We start from the raw sequence: 16,353 nt of genomic DNA, 5'->3' as shown, positions 1-16,353 counted from the left end.
TTCTGCTCCGGCTGCCGTCATATCGCGATTGAACTATCGTTCCCCGTTAGCTTAATGAATGTAGGCTACTTATTTCTCTTTTCTTTCTTCCAAATTAAAGTTCTTACGTTAGCTTAATTCTCTAAGTGATGAAAACTAGTTTAGCTGGCGCTGTATTATATCGAGCAGAGTGCGTTGCTCCTCCTCCGGAACACTCTCACCTAGGCGTGCCGCCATTAGCGGAAGCTCCCACTTAGCGATCTCCTCCCGGCTGTATCCGGACAGTTCGAGATATGTGTCCTCGTACGTTTGAAGTAATATTGTTCTAAGCTGAACAAACGTCTGGATAGCGACCTCGGGAAGCTCCGCCGGCAAGACCGCGTGACGCAGTATAATGATCGTTCTGGCTATATCGGCTTGTGCCGGACCACATACTGCGGTCATCCAGTCGATGACGACAGGCCCCCTTTGACTTATAAGCACATTGCCAGGATGGAAGTCACCGTGGCAAAGATGATCCCCCCCGGGAAGCTCGGATAAACGGCTTTCGATCACCTCTCGTAGCGGCTCGAAGCCGACGTGACGAATGCCGCTGATCATATAAGCCAGTCGACTTTTAATGGATTCCAAACGACCGGTTGCCTTGACGCTGTGTATCTTGGTGTGAAGTTGAGCCAGTTGACGACCGTATTCTGCAGCTTTTTCCGGCTTAGCCATTAGAATCTCTAGCATGGAAAGTCCCAGGATCCTCTCATATGCAAGTCCGGTAAGACCGTCAGTTTCTACGGATCCATAAAATATCGGGGCACCTACCGCCAACTCCTCAATAGCGGTACTAATATTCCGCTCCAGGTCAAGCAGTTTCAGCTCGCGAAATACTTTAAGGACCTGTTTCGACCCTAATGAATAAATATCCGCAGTGTTTCCTCTACCAATCCGTTCGCCCACTACCACAAGAAACACCCTATTCCATTTTAGAATAATATTCCTATGATTTACTATAATCGAATAAGGTAAAAGAAAAACTGGCAATCCCCTTATCGTACACCTCGGTCAAGCTAGTAAATTGTGAAAGTGATTATTGTAACAAACCTGCCCGTTACTTCAATGAGGCTGCCGATTAACTTCGGCAGCCTCGTAATGGTATCATTTTGAACAAACGTTACCCGTTAGATTAATAAGTATTGCTGAATGGCCCGATGTGTGAATATGGTGTTATACAGTTAGTGACTTCTATAAATCGCTTACAAAGTTCTTATTATCTAACTATTTCATTTTCGCTTTTCATCCAAGGACTTCCAGGTAAATATTCAAGTACAACACTGTCATCTTCATTATAAAAAATGTTTACTTCTTCCCTTGCATTTGTATTTGTCGATAATACTGCAGTTTCTTTTAATTTCCCTCTCTTATCGTAATACGTGTATATCAAGAAGACCAATGTACTATTGTTCTGAATCATAAAAGAGTTCTTCCATTCCTTATATCTGCCCCTTGAGTGTTCCCCAGTCATTATCAACATGATCTTGTTATTTGATCTAATCACACTGACAATTAACAACATAGGACCAGCCAATAAGAGAGCGACTGCAATAGGTAAATTGTTGATATTCTCAGATATAGATTGAATTAAAACAAATATTCCAATGAGGATTAACGACAGACTTACTAAACTAAATCTAGTTCCAAATCTAAGATAAAACATACTAGATTTCGAAATTGTTCTCATCACTTTGTCCCTTGTAGTTTGTGACTTCAGTAATTGCGTATATTCTGCTACCGTTATCCGTTAGCGGAATGGTCAACTTATCAATTCACACCATTTTTATAACCTTTTCTCCACATGCAACACACATTTTGGCTTGTGGTGTTCTTAGTGGCTTTCCACATTTCTTACATGGATCTCCGTACTGTGAAATTCTATGATGCATTATAGCGTTGTGATGCAAATCTTTAAACCCAGTAATCCTCTCGTATTCTTGCACTAATGGTTTGAACAATTCATTCACTGACGATGAAACATTATTTCTAATTCTATATTTTTGTGCACATTTAATGCATTCCAAATAAAGTTGGTTTATCCGTTGGTATTCAACTTCATCGAGCATTGGCATTTCCTGTTTACATCTCCAGCACCACATTAATTTCATATAAACACCTCAGAATTACTAATTTTCTTATTGAGCTATTCGTGAATTGATTTAATTTCCCTGCACTTTACATCTACGAAACGAGGGAGCAGCTACCATCTGGCGATCTGCTCCCTCTTTATTCAACTAATGTTATCCGTTAGTTCAACAAAAAACAGATACCTTCAAGTGCATCTGTGTTTTCCTTATGTCCCTTCACTCTATTAATCAGTGATCAAATCATACCTTTTTTTTAATTGTATCTAAAGTACCAGTCTTGATAAAATTTCATTACAAAAATATCATCAATGCTTTTCTTACTTTAAAAGTTTTCCGTTAACAACGCTATTATATTTTTTAGTTGGAACTGATATTTGCCGTTTCTTAATTCTCATACTCTTCATACTATATTTCGGGGGTGATAAATTATGGCAAATCCTGTTACCATAGGTTCCAATTGTATTGCACAAGTAGGAAGTCAATTTTTTCTAATAGCTGAAATTGAAGCGAAAACGACGGGGGTAGAAATAGACCCGCTATTCGCGATTAGAACGACTGCTGAACAAGCACGCCGTCTAATACGTGCGGGTGTAATGCGTTGCAAAATTCAAAATACTGTACCAAGACCAACTCGCGGAAAAGATGTTGAGCTCAAAGGAGTACTGTTCGCCAATGGGCGGATCTTTTCAGTATTCGACGTTGAGAACTCTACCGACGAAGCAGTGCTCGTTAGAATAAATGTGGCTCAAGCACAAAGACTGATTAGTATGGGGGTACGCATTATTAAAGTAATTCGCCGTCCTTTTAATTGAGTCTGACAACTAATTTCTCGAAGAGAGCACTTGAACTAATGGTGCTTTCTTTTTATTATCCTTGTTCAATTAAACTGCCCGTTACTTCAATGAACAACGACAGCCGATCGTGTGCCAGCTGCCGTTGTGTCTTGTGAAGCTATCGTACTCCGTTAGATTGTAACCGTCCTTTGCATTAAATACCTTTTTTTACACGCCCTGCTCCTAGGCATACATCCAACCCAATCTTTGACTCTGGGCATAAACTGGTTATAAATCTAATTTCAATTAGGAGTGAACCTCGAATAATGGGATATATGCAACAATTGCCTCCCTATGCCCGAGTCCATTCGGTCTTCAACATTGTTTATATCGTTTCACTTATATGTGGCTTAGAAACGGAGACAATTTTTGGTTTTTTTTGACGACTGTCGGGGAATCAAGAGCCTATGGCTTTAGGTTTTTCGGCGGAAGATGGAATCAATATTCGATTGCATTAAGAGATATTGTTTCCTTCAATTGTTCTCCGATTCCAACTCTATATTAAAACACTGTGCCTAACCTTCGAATTCGTATCGTTCAGTCTTAATTTAATTCAATGTAACAGGGAGCAGCACCCCGACGGCCTGCTCCCTGTTCCGGTTGAACTATAGTTACCTTGTTTAACAATAAAGTTATCTAACCATTCATAGCAGTGATTAGGAAACAAATCGCTGTGAGAAAAGATAATGGTGTCATAACGAGCTTTTCCTTTTTACTTTTGGACAAAACATTCATAATGGTATTTACTATTAAATAAAATGCAAAAAAGTAACATACTCCTTTTGCAATGGTGTTTAAAGCATCTATTGAGATTACATTTCCTGTTTGTAGTATAAAAATGATTGCAATCAGCTGAATGAATACCGATATTGCACATGCAACTCTCATTTGTTTTGGCATTATTTTATACTTACCGCCCATTGCAAAATCTCCGTAAGGTAAACCCATAGCTAACAATATGTAAAATATAGCAACTGCAAAAAAACTAACACTTCCAATTAATGCCGTTATCACTTTCCCACCCCAAATATATTTATTGTTTTATCCCATTCTGTTCTCCTTTATTTTACCATATGGATTCACTTCAAACACTTATCAATCTCCACGCTAATCTGCCCTTTAGCTTAATGTAATCTGCCAGTCTACTTTATTTTTCCTGTTTATCACTTTATTTTTCAGTCTAAAATCTTTATTTTCAATGAACATTTGATACACATGTACCGTTCAGGGTGTCTATTGACAAAATGTCACTTTGGTTTATTTTCCAGACACATATATCCAATTTCCATCTAAACTCGTTCCAATCACATTTTCGTCTGGTTGAAGGATAATGTTCGTTGGCGTTATTTGTTTACTGTCCGCATCATACATGGTGAGTTTATTACTTCGGCCTGCCACTACTTCAAACATCATCAACTTATGCGAGTTGTTAATCCAGGTCCCGTACGATACTTCTTTTGGTTTATTTTGTTTAACGCCATTTTTATATAGATCTCCACTGTTAGACAATTGAAAGACGCCGTCACTGGTCATATTCACACTCCACCACACTTCTCCGTCTGGTGATGCAAGTGGCTTAACTGTACGCTGATCCCAATTGAATGCGTAACGTTCATAACCCCAAGGCTCTGTGTTCTCCATGATAAAAGTGACCTGCTTACCGTCATCATTAAACGAAATGGGTAACGTCCCGTCGCTGATTTGGTTCGAAGGTGGATTACCCTTTATCGTTTTAGCGTAAACTTCTTGTTGACCGGTCTCCAGATTCAATAAAATGAAATCAAAATCCGTCTTCTGGCCCTTTTCCCCACGTACGATAAACACATAACGGCGATCTTTGCTGATCCCTGTACCAAATAAATATCCATCCAGCGAAATGTGATATTCTGATCTGCTCTCTGGCATTTTCAAACCTTGAGGATTCGTGTAGAAAAAGCCCTTTGTGTCAGCAACTACCTTTCCGCCCTCTCCCACATAACTAGTATAGAGCTCGACAGGATACGAAACATGTGTTCGTTGATCATAATCAAATAAATCGTACAGCGCTTTACTCCTAGCATCGCACTCGCAGTAATAGGTGTTTTGGATGGTGAACATGTAGCCGGCATCATTGGGCACCTTGTTTAAAAAATAGGGTTTATCAAACGAACTTAACTTCTCTCTTGACTTGCCATCGATTGAAATACGGTAAATTTGCTTGATATCGCCTACAGTGGCCCTGAATTCACTTGTTTGCTCCAATTTAGCTCCAGCAGTCGTAGAAGCACCATTCACGGATATGGTGTAAATCACTCGGTTGGCTTCGACTTCAGTTGTCCGCAAGAATGTTATGACCTTCAACTGCCGATCATTCATCCATTCGAAATTGAGGTCGACGGTGTTACTTGTACTGCCCAGTGGCAGCAGATTTCGCTTCAACGTTTCTTCTACAGAGGTACGATTCATAGATTCACTAAAATCGATGATCCAGTGTTTCGACGAACTCGATACGAGTGCTGAAGCATTCGATGGCATTCGCGGCTCTTCCTCAAGCATGATCCTTACTTTGTCAATGGGAATATTCGTAGGGTGCGGTGATGTAGTGGAGGTCGGTTCTGGCGTTGGTATAGTCGATGGTGATGCCGATGACGCTGGCGATGATGTAGCGGTTGGCGTTTCAGTTGGGTGCATCTCACTCTTATTCTCACAACTAACGATAGTAAGCACAGCTACCATCATAAGACAAAGCCTTGCTAAACTTGTATTCAACGCGGGTTCCTCCCTCGTGTTCACTTATATGGATACAGACGTTATTAGTGCGCTTTAGTTTCGGTTATTAAACAAAAAAAGCCTAGCCGAAAAGGCTGAGGCCATCGTTATCTAAATCACTACTTACTGTTCAGGGACTTTAGCGTAGACATTGTTCCGTTCTTCTGCCCATTAGCGTGGAAATGGCAGCCGATCGTCATAGCCGGCTACTGTTTCCACGCTGATCTATAGTTTTCCTCTTGCTCAACTACTATTTAGCCTTCCTAAGCCCTCTAAACAAGTAAACTAAGCCTACCAGAATTACAAGCCCTGTAGACCAAGAAATCGCTAAATGATTCTGATAAACCATAACTGAACCAAAAAAAACAAAGCAATTCCCATTGTGATTTTAGATTTATTCAATGTAGTTTTCCTTTTTACAAAATTTTGAACAAACGTTCCTCGTTAGCGCAATGACCTATTACTTGTCATTTTCTTATATATGTAGACTAATGGAAACCAAAGCATTACTGCATGAAATAATCCAACTATAGCCATAATGAATGGTACAAATGGAACAGCGATTATCCCTGAAACTATACCATGTACCTCTTTCTCACCAAAATAGAAAGTGAAATCTTTATTAAAAAAAGAGTAGACAAGCATACCTAAACCTACCAAAAAACCAAGAATTACATACACAATTATTGTTCTCTTAATAGTCTTTCTTAACATCTATGACTTTCCCCCATTATGATTGAGCTCTCGTACTGCGTTAGCTTAATCAATTATGACTCCAATCTTAATTCCTTGACAAGGAAATCGCCTTGCTCAATTTTCATTACTATCTTTTCTTTTGTATAATCCCAACCATTTTTTATTGCATATTTAATTAAGCTAGCACAAACACTCGGTTCACATAAGTTGGTGGACCAATTAACTTTCCAAGAAAACAATATAAAAAAATACGATGTTTTAGTTTTTGAAGGATATACTTTAAAACTTATTGACTCATTTGAAGGCGTTTGGTCAATAATGCAATGAAATAAGCACTCATCAATTACGATTTTCTTTACTTCCTTCGTGAAAAGTTTCATTGATTGCACTCCTTTGTTGGACAATATTCTTGATTAATAAATTCCACCTTTCATTTCGTTATTCTGCCCGTTAATGTAATGAAGCTGCCGTTTCTTTCGCGGCAGCTTCATATGATTTTTTATTGAGCTCTCGTTATCCGTTAGCGCAACCATTTAGTTAATGGTTTATCATCCCAAATTTGTACTTCTATGTACCTCTCTGGTCCATCTTTCCCCTGATTGTTCCATTCCTGTGGTAATCCGAATTCATCAATTACATGATAAATCTCATTTAACGTATAGACCTGACCTCGATATTTCTTCCCATCTTGATACCTCATGGTTGGAAACAAATCCCCATACGTAAAACTTAGAGTCAGCGAATCGAACTCTGTAATTGGGATTCTAAGTACCTTACCTTTTTCAAACCACTCCATGAGCCACGGACACTCTCCAACGGTCATGTAATGGGGATGGCTTCGAATAGGTTTTCCACCTTTTTGTACGAATAATTCCCTTGCTCTATTTTCAAGGCTTCGACGAATGGTAAGATAATCCATTGACCTTTTACTCGCAAATCCTTTTTTCTGAAGACGAAGATCATTTAGAACTCGTTCAGCTTCTTCGGGTTCTAAATCAGATAAATTACGAAAGGGTCCTACGGAATCATTAAAATAATGGTATAGGAACTCAACCATCCAAACGCCCCCTACTATTTGGGAAAATGCTTTATCATTGGTTTAAAGGCTTATACAGTAATGACACCTTTTTTATGTTGTAATAGTAATCATAAACAGCATCATTTTGACTAAACTGTTTTAAATCATTGTTCTTTTCGTAACCTTGCCTTTGGTAGTAATCAATATTTTCCTGCTTTCCTGTTAATAAAGTTACGAACTCACAACCTTTTATTGAAGCGGCCATCTCAAATTGCTCCAGTAATCTTTTGCCTATACCTGTTTTTCTATATTCCTCTTTGACAAATAAATAGTTAAGGTAGGCATGTAACCTAGATGTCTGTTCAACCATGCCTAATGCAAAACCTATAACTTCACCATTACGTACAGCAACCAAACATGTATCACGAAAAAAACGATAGAAATTGAGATAAATTGAATCTCTATCCTTTGGTAGTGGTGAACAATCCATTCCAGCAATTTGAAGTGCAGTCACATCGTTAATCTCATGAATAATTATTTCACTCATATCCTCAACTCACCTTTCTCTGCTCAACTCTTCTAAACTATCTAGAAATACCGTACATCCAAATAATAACATATTTTCGCGGGGCAAACGCCCGTTACTTGAACCAAAACAGGGAGCAGCTGCCGCGGCATACTGCTCCCTGTTTATTGTGCTATCGTTCCTCGTTAGCTTAACAAAGGATGTTCCATTTTCAGTTTCGAACAAAATTATCAGAAACTACCGTTTTGTTCCATTCTACTCGTATACTGTACGAACCAGGCTGCAAATTTGAAAATGTCTTTTTATCTTTATATTCTTCTCCAGGATCCAAATCAATGTAGTCTTTTACTGGAACATTACCTTCTTCTACTAATTTGTTGTCTCTATGTAACTTATAGCTTGCTCCTCCAATAACAGTTACCCTTTTTCCACTTTGATTTTTGAATGTATAAGTCACTGTTGTTGCTGAATCTAAATTTTCTACATTGACGGTACCGAGTAAGTCCGAATGTGCTTTTTCACCTTTTAAACACCCAGCAAAAATCATGGACACCATTATTACTAACAGAATAATCAAGTAACTTCTCTTATTCATTTATGTCACCTCTAGTACCTTAACGAACCATTTATTCAATTTGTTGCTCTTACCTGATTTCAATAACCTCTATTACTCTAACGAAACCAGGGAGCAGCTGCGGCGTGGCGAGCTGCTCCCTGGTTATTGCGCTATCGTTCTCCGTTAGTGTAACGCACCACCATTGAATTGATCTCATCAGCCAGCTCAAGAATTTGAGCCTTGAATTCCCCTTACGATAGCCCATTTTAGATCAATTTTTGTTTCCTCGTATTATGAATTTTCCACATATCAAATAAAGTCAAACTCTTCGTCTTCTCGTTCGATCCTCTCAAATCTGAACCAACTCATATCTTCGATATTTATTAGTTTTTTAAATTCTTTGACAATCTCATGATCCTCTTCATAGCAAAAGTACGTATCAACAGTTAACAACTCTGCTAATTGCTTAATAATGTTTTCTTCAAACCCGAACAACTTAAAATCCTCAGCTTTTACTGAAGCAAAGTGCTTCTTTAATGCTTCCTCAAAAGCGGAATCATCACTTAATTCTTTCTGAATCTCTTTAAAAACTTTCTTTCCCTTATCATCTTCAAATAAAAAAGATGCAATGTATTTTTGCTCCGGATATCTTTCCTGCGCAACGCTAAACAACAACTCAGACTCAAACTCATAGGAAAAGTGCAAATGTGATGAGAGTTTACCGGCAGACCATATCTGATAACCCCAACAATGATCTTCTAGATTATAAAAGTAAAGTACAGGATATTCATTTGAAAAGGCCTTTATGTAGGAAGAAGATGTCGTTTCACTGTCACCTTCTGTGAAAAATGCAGTCCACTGTTCGTTGAGAGGAAAAATTGCAGTTCCAATTGGACAATAGTTGCGGACAACTGACTTATTGTTGTTTAATATTAAGTTTCCGTATGTAAATTCACTCATTCATGTTTCACCTCTAAATAATAATTTGTACTGCTTACTGATCTATTAATTATATCCATATTTTAGCATAAACTTTTGAAGAGAACCGCTGCCCGATAGTTCAACCAACATTTTCATTCTCGATAATCCGAACTAATTTATTTACTATTTTTTTACACGATTTTTCCCAAAATTATTATAGAGATATTCAACTTCAGCATTTGTTTCCCAGTCCTCACCTGCAAATTCATCAAGAATGCTGTCTAAATCAAGTTTCAATTGGACTTTTGATTCTTGTGTTATATACAGATCATATAATTCGTTTAATGTAAATGAACCTCCACCATTTAAGACTCTTATGTAATAATCAAAAAACAATGTGATTGAATGATATTTTTTCATTTTAGGTCTCCAGAAGTTTAAAGATATTCCCTGATTTCTTCCTCAAGGCATCATGTAATTTCTACCCCAGCACTCTAATATCCTCCCGATAGTTGAACGGAGCGACACGGAAACGAAAACAAGCGATGGATCGGTTCCATCACCGCGCTATCGTTCTCCGTTAGTTCAATAACTAATCTTTTCTTTTAGCTTTTCATTAAAAACTTGATAATAAAACTCATGCTTCTCCGGAAGTCGCACTTTTAAGTAATCCCAAAACCATTTTTCATCAAATTCATCTGGTCTGTTAACTAGTAAATCGGGTAAGTTATGGAATACATCAGCAATATTGTTTATTTCAATCATATTAATTTTAGCCTGGACCCAAGATGCAGGATTCCACCATTTAATACGATGAGTATAAGAGGCGCTCCGAATATCTAAAAGAACGCAATAAAATAGATATGTATAAGCTCTTTCCTTTAAATTTCCGTCTTTAACCACTCCCTCATGTCAATCTCATTATGGTTTTCTTCAGCTATCATTAACTCTCGTTCTCCGTTAGTTTAGAAATTCTTCAAATAATTCTTACAGATGTTTTTCGTCCATTCATGATAATTCTCCCAAGTATCCCAAACGTTCTTGCTCCATTCCATCAGCATTTCATTACGTTTCACCTCGACTACACTAAGAACATCTGCAACCGACAAAGCGTATGGTCGGATTGGTAGAATAAACGGAGACCATTTTATATTTCTTTTTGCTATTTCCATATGTGCATGTTGTACCTGTCTTCCTGTACATTCACGCTCAACTGCCAAATATAGTCCGATTAAAGAAAAAGCAGTTCTAATGTTTTTCACCCTACTGCCAGAATGTTGCGCACCATATGCATCAACCGCATGTTGGGTTGGAAACGTTACATCTGGACTCATTATTAAATTTGCAGATAGCTCATGATATAACTGTATGCACTCACCCGATGCGTTATATTGGTCACTAAATTCTATATTCTTATTTGGAAGCATTACCCCGCAACCTGGACATATTTTATTATTTTCCACCGTAATTCACACTCCCTGAATAAAGGTCAACATCACCGATCCGTCATATCCTTCTCGTTCGAAGAACTGATGAGCTCTTTCACGGCTTGAATTGCTTAGAAGCATAATCCGATGGCAATTTATTGATTTACAATAGTCCTCAACATATTGTAAAAGTTGTTGTCCAACACTTTTACTTCGATGATTCTCATGAACAATAATATTCTCGACAATTCCATACGGTCTTGTTCCATGTAATGCTTGGATACATATATTTAGCGTCACTGTCCCTAATTTTTCACTGCCTTCATCGAAAACAAGTAGAAAGTTATTAGGATCACTTTTGATTGTATCAATTTGTTCTTCGAGAACATTCATTTTCTTACTATTTGGCACTAACATACGGTAGAGCTCGCACAGTTGGTTTTTATCAGATCCTTAAGCTTCACGAATCATATCAATATTAACTCCTATATAACCCTTGTCCTTACATTTTATTCCACGTTACAATTGAGCATTCCTGCCCGTTACTTCAGCAAAATAGGGATCGTCAGACTGCGCGGCAGCCGGCGATCCCTATTAAAGTAACGTTCTCCGTTAGCTTAATGACCTGATGTGTAGATCACCAAAAAAGTAAAATAACGGGCGGATTTGCTTGGTAGAGGCTACACCATATTGCTTAACGAGCACTCTTTATTTTACTTATTCTTATTGGTAAGAAAACTAGAATTAAACCTATTAGTAAAAATGCTATTCCAAATAAACATAGAACAATAAGATTAGCAGGTATTCTAAAACCAAAATCAGTTATTATTATTGCAACTCCTATTCCCTTAGCTGAAAGAAACATAAGTTGTATTAATTGATAAAGATAGATGATTCCTTTAAAGATAATATAAATACCTAGTAATTGGAGCATAATTATTAACCATCTTTTACTATTTCTTTTCATCATATCGCCCTTTTTCTAAATATTCTTTAAAGCATTGGAACGATAACCAATATATACATTAGACTATCATAATTTGAATTTATTTCTAAATAACCCACATGTAATTAGACGAAACTAGTATAGTATTGTTGCGCAATCCTGCCCGTTAGTTGAGAAAAGGCAACCGATCCAATAGGGTCGGCTGCCTTTTCTTGTTGTTATTGAACTCTCGTTCTCCGTTAGTTGAGTCCCTTTGCCCAGACCATCCAACAACCACATTATCAATAACTGTTACTTCCCCTTCAGGGATAAGCCTTTTAAATCCAGGAAGTTTTCTATTAGGATAAAATTGTTGAAATATCTCAGACGTACTGATTTAAACATCATCCAACCGAGTAGTTAGGTTATATAGCTGCCTTCAAGTCTTTATCAAATGTTGTGATGTTTTTGACGACGAACATGTTTCCTGCATATCCTAAGAAAAAACTCATCCTGGGTCTTAAAGGAGAAATACATTTGGATATTGCAGGTAAAAGAAATGAAAGCTGATATTGCATCTAACGTATTTTATGATTTGTTTCCTCAGATCACGTGTCTCGAACAAGCGGCCACCGGATTTATTTTTACCGAGGGTCCAGCTTGGGATAAAACGGACGGCTCGCTTGTATTCAGCGATATTAAGGCAAACACGATTTATCGCTTGAAGGAGCAGGACCATCTCTCCGTAGTGCGGCGTCCAAGTGGAATGTCGAACGGACTGGCGTTTGACGCCGAACAGCGGCTCATTGCTTGCGAACATGCTGGTCGAAGACTCTCTTTATATTCCCTGTATGATCCGATTGGACCGATCGTTACGCTGGCTGACCACTATGAGGGAAAACGCTTGAACAGTCCGAACGATGTGATTGTAGCTTCGGACCGCTCCATTTACTTCACAGACCCGAATTACGGTTTAGTGAATGAATTGAAAGCACCGAAAGCGCAAGAGCAGTTTTTTCAGGGAGTCTACAGGTTATCTCCGTCAGGCAAACTGACACTACTGATCAATGACTTTGCTGGCCCTAACGGTTTAGCGTTATCGCCTGATGAACGAAAGCTGTATGTCAGCGACACGGAACGTCAGCATATCAGAGTGTTCGATCTTGATGAGCAAGGCCGATTGGTGTACGGCAGACTGTTCGCCAAGCTGGACGTGAGCAAGGGAGAGGGCGTCGCCGATGGCTTGAAGGTGGACGCAGAGGGGCACGTGTACTGCGCAGGACCGGGAGGAGTATGGGTGTTTGAACCAGACGGAAGCGTTATCGGATTGTTGAAGATTCCTGAAATAACTACCAATTTAACGTGGGGAGGAGTATCAGGACGGACCATGTATATCACCGCCACTTCCTCCGTATACAAGATACCCGTTGGGGTGACTAAAGCAGGATTTTGATCCGAAGCGAATAAGGAGAAGCTAGTACCCTTTCGAACCTGACGATTCCGTTAGTTGAGCGAACTACGCAATAACTTCCCATTCTGCCTTTACTTCAATGAAAAAAGAGGAGCTGCATCGCTGCAAACTCCTCCACTATCGTTGTCCGTTAGCGTAGCAAGCTCCTCCACTTTCACAAAAAGTTATTTTACAATCCATGTCTTGTTAGACAAACTCTCCTCATTTGATCATTCAAGCATCTTCCCCGTTTGGCGTTCTAACTTCGTAAAGTCTGATTTTATAAATCTCCCCCCATTCTTTCATAGATAGTATGATCGGTTCTAACGTCTTTCCAAAATCAGTAAGTGAATACTCCACTCTGGGCGGAACTTCTTTATAAACTTCTCTATGAATGATGCCATCCCGTTCAAGCTCCCGTAACTGTAGTGTAAGCATAAACTGCGTAATACCCGGATTGAGACGCCGAAATTCATTAAATCTTTTCGTTCCGCCAATGAGATGGTAGAGAATAATCCCTTTCCATTTACCCCCGATGACATCCAGAGTTGTCTCCACAGGACATCCTTCCATATTTGGACTAACACCGTATTTGTTTCTCCGGTCTCCCATTACTAAATCCCCTCCAATGGTATGATTTTTAATACTATATAATAAAAATATGCGTACTTCTTTAAAGTAAGTATACGATATATACTTCAACTGTACGATATACAAACTTGAAAGGAAGAAAAATATGAGCAATCGCCAGAAAATGAAAGCAGTCGGTGCTTACCGATATCTCCCTTTATCCGATCCGGAAAGCCTTGTTGACCTGTATATAGAAAAGCCGATTCCTACAGGTCGCGATCTATTAGTAGTAGTAAAAGCTATATCTGTCAACCCTGCCGATTTGGGCGTTCGAGAGAAAAACAATTATGAAGAAGAATCACCAAAAATTCTTGGTTGGGATGTAGCTGGGATTGTGGAACAGGTTGGAGCTGAATGTCAGTTGTTTAAACCTGGAGATAAGATATATTATGCGGGGAGTGTGGCTCGTCCAGGGGGTAATAGTGAATTTCACTTGGTAGATGAACGAATTGTGGGAAACAAACCGAAGAGTTTGGATTTCGCACAAGCAGCCGCTTTACCGCTTACCTCGATTACGGCCTGGGAGGGTTTATTTGATCGTTTAGGAATCAGTCAAAGTGTAGAAGAAAACAAAAATAAAAGCATACTCATTATCGGTGCTGCAGGTGGAGTAGGGTCGATTGCTACTCAACTTGCCAGTTTAGCAGGTCTAACTGTAATTGGAACTGCTTCACGCCCAGAGTCAATCCAGTGGACCAAAAATCAAGGGGCGGATTTTACAATCAACCACAATAGTCATTTTGCATCACAACTCAAGAATATTGGATTTGAGACCGTGGATTATATATTTTGCTTAAATGACACGGTACAACATTTAGCGAATATGGCAGAGGTCATAACCCCCCAAGGTAAGATTTGTTCAATCGTTCCTGCAGATAAGGCTAGTTGGACGGGGAGCTTGGATATGGACCTGCTTTTTTCTAAAAGTGTTACGTTTGTATGGGAGCTTATGTTTACCCGATCCATGTTCCAAACCAAAGATATGATCAAACAACACGATCTACTGAATAAACTGGCTGATTTAATCGACAATGGTAAGTTGAAAACTACTTTAACTGAACGCCTAGAACCAATTAATGCAATAAACCTACGTGTAGTACATGAAAAAATGGAAACAGGTAGATCGATAGGAAAGATTGTGTTGGAAAACTTCTAATAAAGCTTCAATGATAAACGTAGTGATATATTCCAAGGAAATCCCGAATATCGAAGCAGGCTACACTAAACTGCCAATAGAATACAAAAATGGAGCTGCCGCGAGGCAAGCTCCTTCACTATCGTTCACCGTTAGTTTAATGATGAATACTATAGGTATCGGCAAAGTCCTCGGTTACTCAAAAGGCTACCGAAAAAACTCGGTAACCTTGTTGAATATTTTAAATGTATTATTTCGTTTCATAAGCAAATTTGTAATCAAAAATATGTAATGTAGTTATTCCTTTATCTAATCCATTATTAGCGTTCATTGAAATAACATAGGTATTAGAAGGCTCAATAACTTCACTCTTGGATTTCCTTATCACGTACTTCCCATTGACTTCCTCGAAAATATAAGTAATATTATTGTTTTTATCAATAACACTTTCCCCATATTTTTTCTTTACATCTTCAAACATACTTCCAAGACCAATACCTCTACTCGTTAAAAATTTCTTGGTGGTTTGTTTGTCCAATGACAAAAGCAAGCCTACAACTTTGTTATTACGATAAAACACTTCCAACCCTTCATAGGAATATATCCCCAGAAAATTCTTCTTATCGGATTTTCCTAATATCTCATCAACTTGCTCTTTGCTCATATCAAAGCTAACTTTAACATTTGTAGTTAATTCTTGGACTTGTAAATAACTTTTATAAAAAATCCCAGGCTCCTGCTTTTGTAAAACTTTCTCGGACCCAGTTGAACAAGAACTTAATAACAAAGAAAATAACACCAAAATCACCTGAAACATCTTAACTCCCCCCAATGATGAGCTTGCACACTAATATAAATAATTTCGTAAGCAATTAACAATTTATAGGTGTAATGCTACCTGAAAAGGACAATCCAAAGTCATTTTTTATTATAACAAATACATAAATTTTTACAGCAAATTATATTCAACTAATCTGCCCTTTAGCGCAACGAGGCTGCCGATCTATACCGGCAGCCTCGTATTGGTTGCTTAAACCAATGGGTAATCAACTACAATAACATTTTCCAGTAAACCATCTAGCGATTTAACAAATTCCTGATGAATGGGATGCGGACCATATGAACGCAGCGATGCAAGGTCTTCAAACGTTACCCGTAATCCGAGAGTATAGCCCTTAATATTTTCCGTTTCTTCAGTTACGTTGATGCCTGCACTTATATCAAATATCCCGGGGATACGATCCCGAAACGTTAACAATTGATCCAGCAATTCCTGTTGCTTGATTGGCGTGACATTAGTATTGAACTTGAATACAACGAGATGTTCGTACATCGCTAAATTGCTCCTTTTTTTAAACTTAATGTTGTGGTGCTATCGTT

General features: G+C 38.5%; 21 protein-coding genes. 3 read left to right on the top strand and 18 right to left on the bottom strand.

All coding sequences use genetic code 11. The features are described 5' to 3' along the window. Positions 1 to 135: 135 nt before the first annotated feature. Both ACSQ8O_RS08425 and ACSQ8O_RS08420 read right to left on the bottom strand, forming a co-directional pair. Entirely contained in the window at positions 136 to 927 is a 792-nt protein-coding gene (locus tag ACSQ8O_RS08425) for an aminoglycoside phosphotransferase family protein (RefSeq protein WP_436241197.1), read from the bottom strand. 310 nt (positions 928 to 1,237) lie between these two features. Continuing rightward, positions 1,238 to 1,708: a hypothetical protein gene (locus ACSQ8O_RS08420; RefSeq protein WP_436241196.1), complete on the bottom strand. Its 471-nt coding sequence runs from the start codon at positions 1,706 to 1,708 to the stop codon at positions 1,238 to 1,240. Positions 1,709 to 2,536: 828 nt separating this feature from the next. On the opposite strand from ACSQ8O_RS08420, the gene ACSQ8O_RS08415 reads away from it, so the two are divergent. Next, entirely contained in the window at positions 2,537 to 2,920 is a 384-nt protein-coding gene (locus tag ACSQ8O_RS08415) for a hypothetical protein (protein ID WP_236293530.1), read from the top strand. Between the two features lie 657 nt (positions 2,921 to 3,577). Here ACSQ8O_RS08415 and ACSQ8O_RS08410 read toward each other — a convergent pair. The 13 genes from ACSQ8O_RS08410 to ACSQ8O_RS08350 form a co-directional block, all read right to left on the bottom strand. Then, positions 3,578 to 3,955, bottom strand: a complete 378-nt coding sequence (locus ACSQ8O_RS08410; protein WP_436241195.1) for a hypothetical protein — start codon at positions 3,953 to 3,955, stop codon at positions 3,578 to 3,580. Positions 3,956 to 4,198: 243 nt separating this feature from the next. Next, the gene (locus ACSQ8O_RS08405) at positions 4,199 to 5,689 is read right to left on the bottom strand and encodes a hypothetical protein (protein ID WP_436241194.1); all 1,491 of its coding nucleotides are present in this window, start codon (positions 5,687 to 5,689) and stop codon (positions 4,199 to 4,201) included. 444 nt (positions 5,690 to 6,133) lie between these two features. After that, positions 6,134 to 6,403: a hypothetical protein gene (locus tag ACSQ8O_RS08400; RefSeq protein WP_436241193.1), complete on the bottom strand. Its 270-nt coding sequence runs from the start codon at positions 6,401 to 6,403 to the stop codon at positions 6,134 to 6,136. Positions 6,404 to 6,456: 53 nt separating this feature from the next. Continuing rightward, a complete protein-coding gene (locus tag ACSQ8O_RS08395) occupies positions 6,457 to 6,765 on the bottom strand; it encodes a hypothetical protein (RefSeq protein ID WP_436241192.1) in 309 nt (102 codons plus the stop codon). A gap of 140 nt (positions 6,766 to 6,905) precedes the next feature. Then, entirely contained in the window at positions 6,906 to 7,442 is a 537-nt protein-coding gene (locus tag ACSQ8O_RS08390; RefSeq protein ID WP_436241191.1) for a hypothetical protein, read from the bottom strand. Positions 7,443 to 7,476: 34 nt separating this feature from the next. Beyond that, entirely contained in the window at positions 7,477 to 7,950 is a 474-nt protein-coding gene (locus tag ACSQ8O_RS08385; RefSeq protein ID WP_436241190.1) for a GNAT family N-acetyltransferase, read from the bottom strand. A 190-nt stretch (positions 7,951 to 8,140) separates the two neighbouring features. Beyond that, positions 8,141 to 8,524 (bottom strand): hypothetical protein, encoded by a 384-nt coding sequence (locus ACSQ8O_RS08380; RefSeq protein WP_436241189.1) that lies wholly within the window; start codon positions 8,522 to 8,524, stop codon positions 8,141 to 8,143. A 270-nt stretch (positions 8,525 to 8,794) separates the two neighbouring features. Then, on the bottom strand, positions 8,795 to 9,445 hold the full coding sequence (locus ACSQ8O_RS08375; RefSeq protein WP_436241188.1) for a hypothetical protein: 651 nt from the start codon (positions 9,443 to 9,445) through the stop codon (positions 8,795 to 8,797). 144 nt (positions 9,446 to 9,589) lie between these two features. Further along, the gene (locus ACSQ8O_RS08370; RefSeq protein WP_436241187.1) at positions 9,590 to 9,826 is read right to left on the bottom strand and encodes a hypothetical protein; all 237 of its coding nucleotides are present in this window, start codon (positions 9,824 to 9,826) and stop codon (positions 9,590 to 9,592) included. Positions 9,827 to 9,991: 165 nt separating this feature from the next. Beyond that, a complete protein-coding gene (locus ACSQ8O_RS08365) occupies positions 9,992 to 10,309 on the bottom strand; it encodes a hypothetical protein (protein WP_436241186.1) in 318 nt (105 codons plus the stop codon). Between the two features lie 62 nt (positions 10,310 to 10,371). Continuing rightward, a complete protein-coding gene (locus ACSQ8O_RS08360) occupies positions 10,372 to 10,869 on the bottom strand; it encodes a DUF5946 family protein (RefSeq protein WP_436241185.1) in 498 nt (165 codons plus the stop codon). A 6-nt stretch (positions 10,870 to 10,875) separates the two neighbouring features. After that, entirely contained in the window at positions 10,876 to 11,250 is a 375-nt protein-coding gene (locus ACSQ8O_RS08355; RefSeq protein WP_436241184.1) for a GNAT family N-acetyltransferase, read from the bottom strand. 277 nt (positions 11,251 to 11,527) lie between these two features. Further along, positions 11,528 to 11,803 carry a hypothetical protein gene (locus ACSQ8O_RS08350; RefSeq protein WP_436241183.1) on the bottom strand — a complete coding sequence of 92 codons (276 nt, stop codon included), beginning with the start codon at positions 11,801 to 11,803 and terminating at the stop codon, positions 11,528 to 11,530. Between the two features lie 514 nt (positions 11,804 to 12,317). On the opposite strand from ACSQ8O_RS08350, the gene ACSQ8O_RS08345 reads away from it, so the two are divergent. After that, entirely contained in the window at positions 12,318 to 13,211 is an 894-nt protein-coding gene (locus ACSQ8O_RS08345) for an SMP-30/gluconolactonase/LRE family protein (protein WP_056620499.1), read from the top strand. 231 nt (positions 13,212 to 13,442) lie between these two features. Here ACSQ8O_RS08345 and ACSQ8O_RS08340 read toward each other — a convergent pair whose 3' ends face one another. Next, the gene (locus tag ACSQ8O_RS08340; RefSeq protein ID WP_436241182.1) at positions 13,443 to 13,820 is read right to left on the bottom strand and encodes a winged helix-turn-helix transcriptional regulator; all 378 of its coding nucleotides are present in this window, start codon (positions 13,818 to 13,820) and stop codon (positions 13,443 to 13,445) included. A 124-nt stretch (positions 13,821 to 13,944) separates the two neighbouring features. Here ACSQ8O_RS08340 and ACSQ8O_RS08335 point away from each other — a divergent pair, with 124 nt between their 5' ends. Further along, entirely contained in the window at positions 13,945 to 14,994 is a 1,050-nt protein-coding gene (locus ACSQ8O_RS08335; protein WP_436241181.1) for a zinc-binding alcohol dehydrogenase family protein, read from the top strand. Between the two features lie 229 nt (positions 14,995 to 15,223). Here ACSQ8O_RS08335 and ACSQ8O_RS08330 read toward each other — a convergent pair whose 3' ends face one another. Next, positions 15,224 to 15,790 carry a hypothetical protein gene (locus tag ACSQ8O_RS08330; RefSeq protein WP_436241180.1) on the bottom strand — a complete coding sequence of 189 codons (567 nt, stop codon included), beginning with the start codon at positions 15,788 to 15,790 and terminating at the stop codon, positions 15,224 to 15,226. 213 nt (positions 15,791 to 16,003) lie between these two features. Then, positions 16,004 to 16,306, bottom strand: coding sequence for a Dabb family protein (locus ACSQ8O_RS08325; protein WP_436241179.1), 303 nt, complete (start codon positions 16,304 to 16,306; stop codon positions 16,004 to 16,006). Between the last annotated feature and the right edge of the window lie 47 nt (positions 16,307 to 16,353).

Origin of the sequence: Paenibacillus sp. LjRoot56 (genome assembly GCF_964253335.1) — a bacterium.
GTDB classification, from domain to species: Bacteria; Bacillota; Bacilli; order Paenibacillales; family NBRC-103111; genus Paenibacillus_E; species Paenibacillus_E allorhizoplanae.
This window is presented reverse-complemented; position numbering and strand designations above follow the sequence as displayed.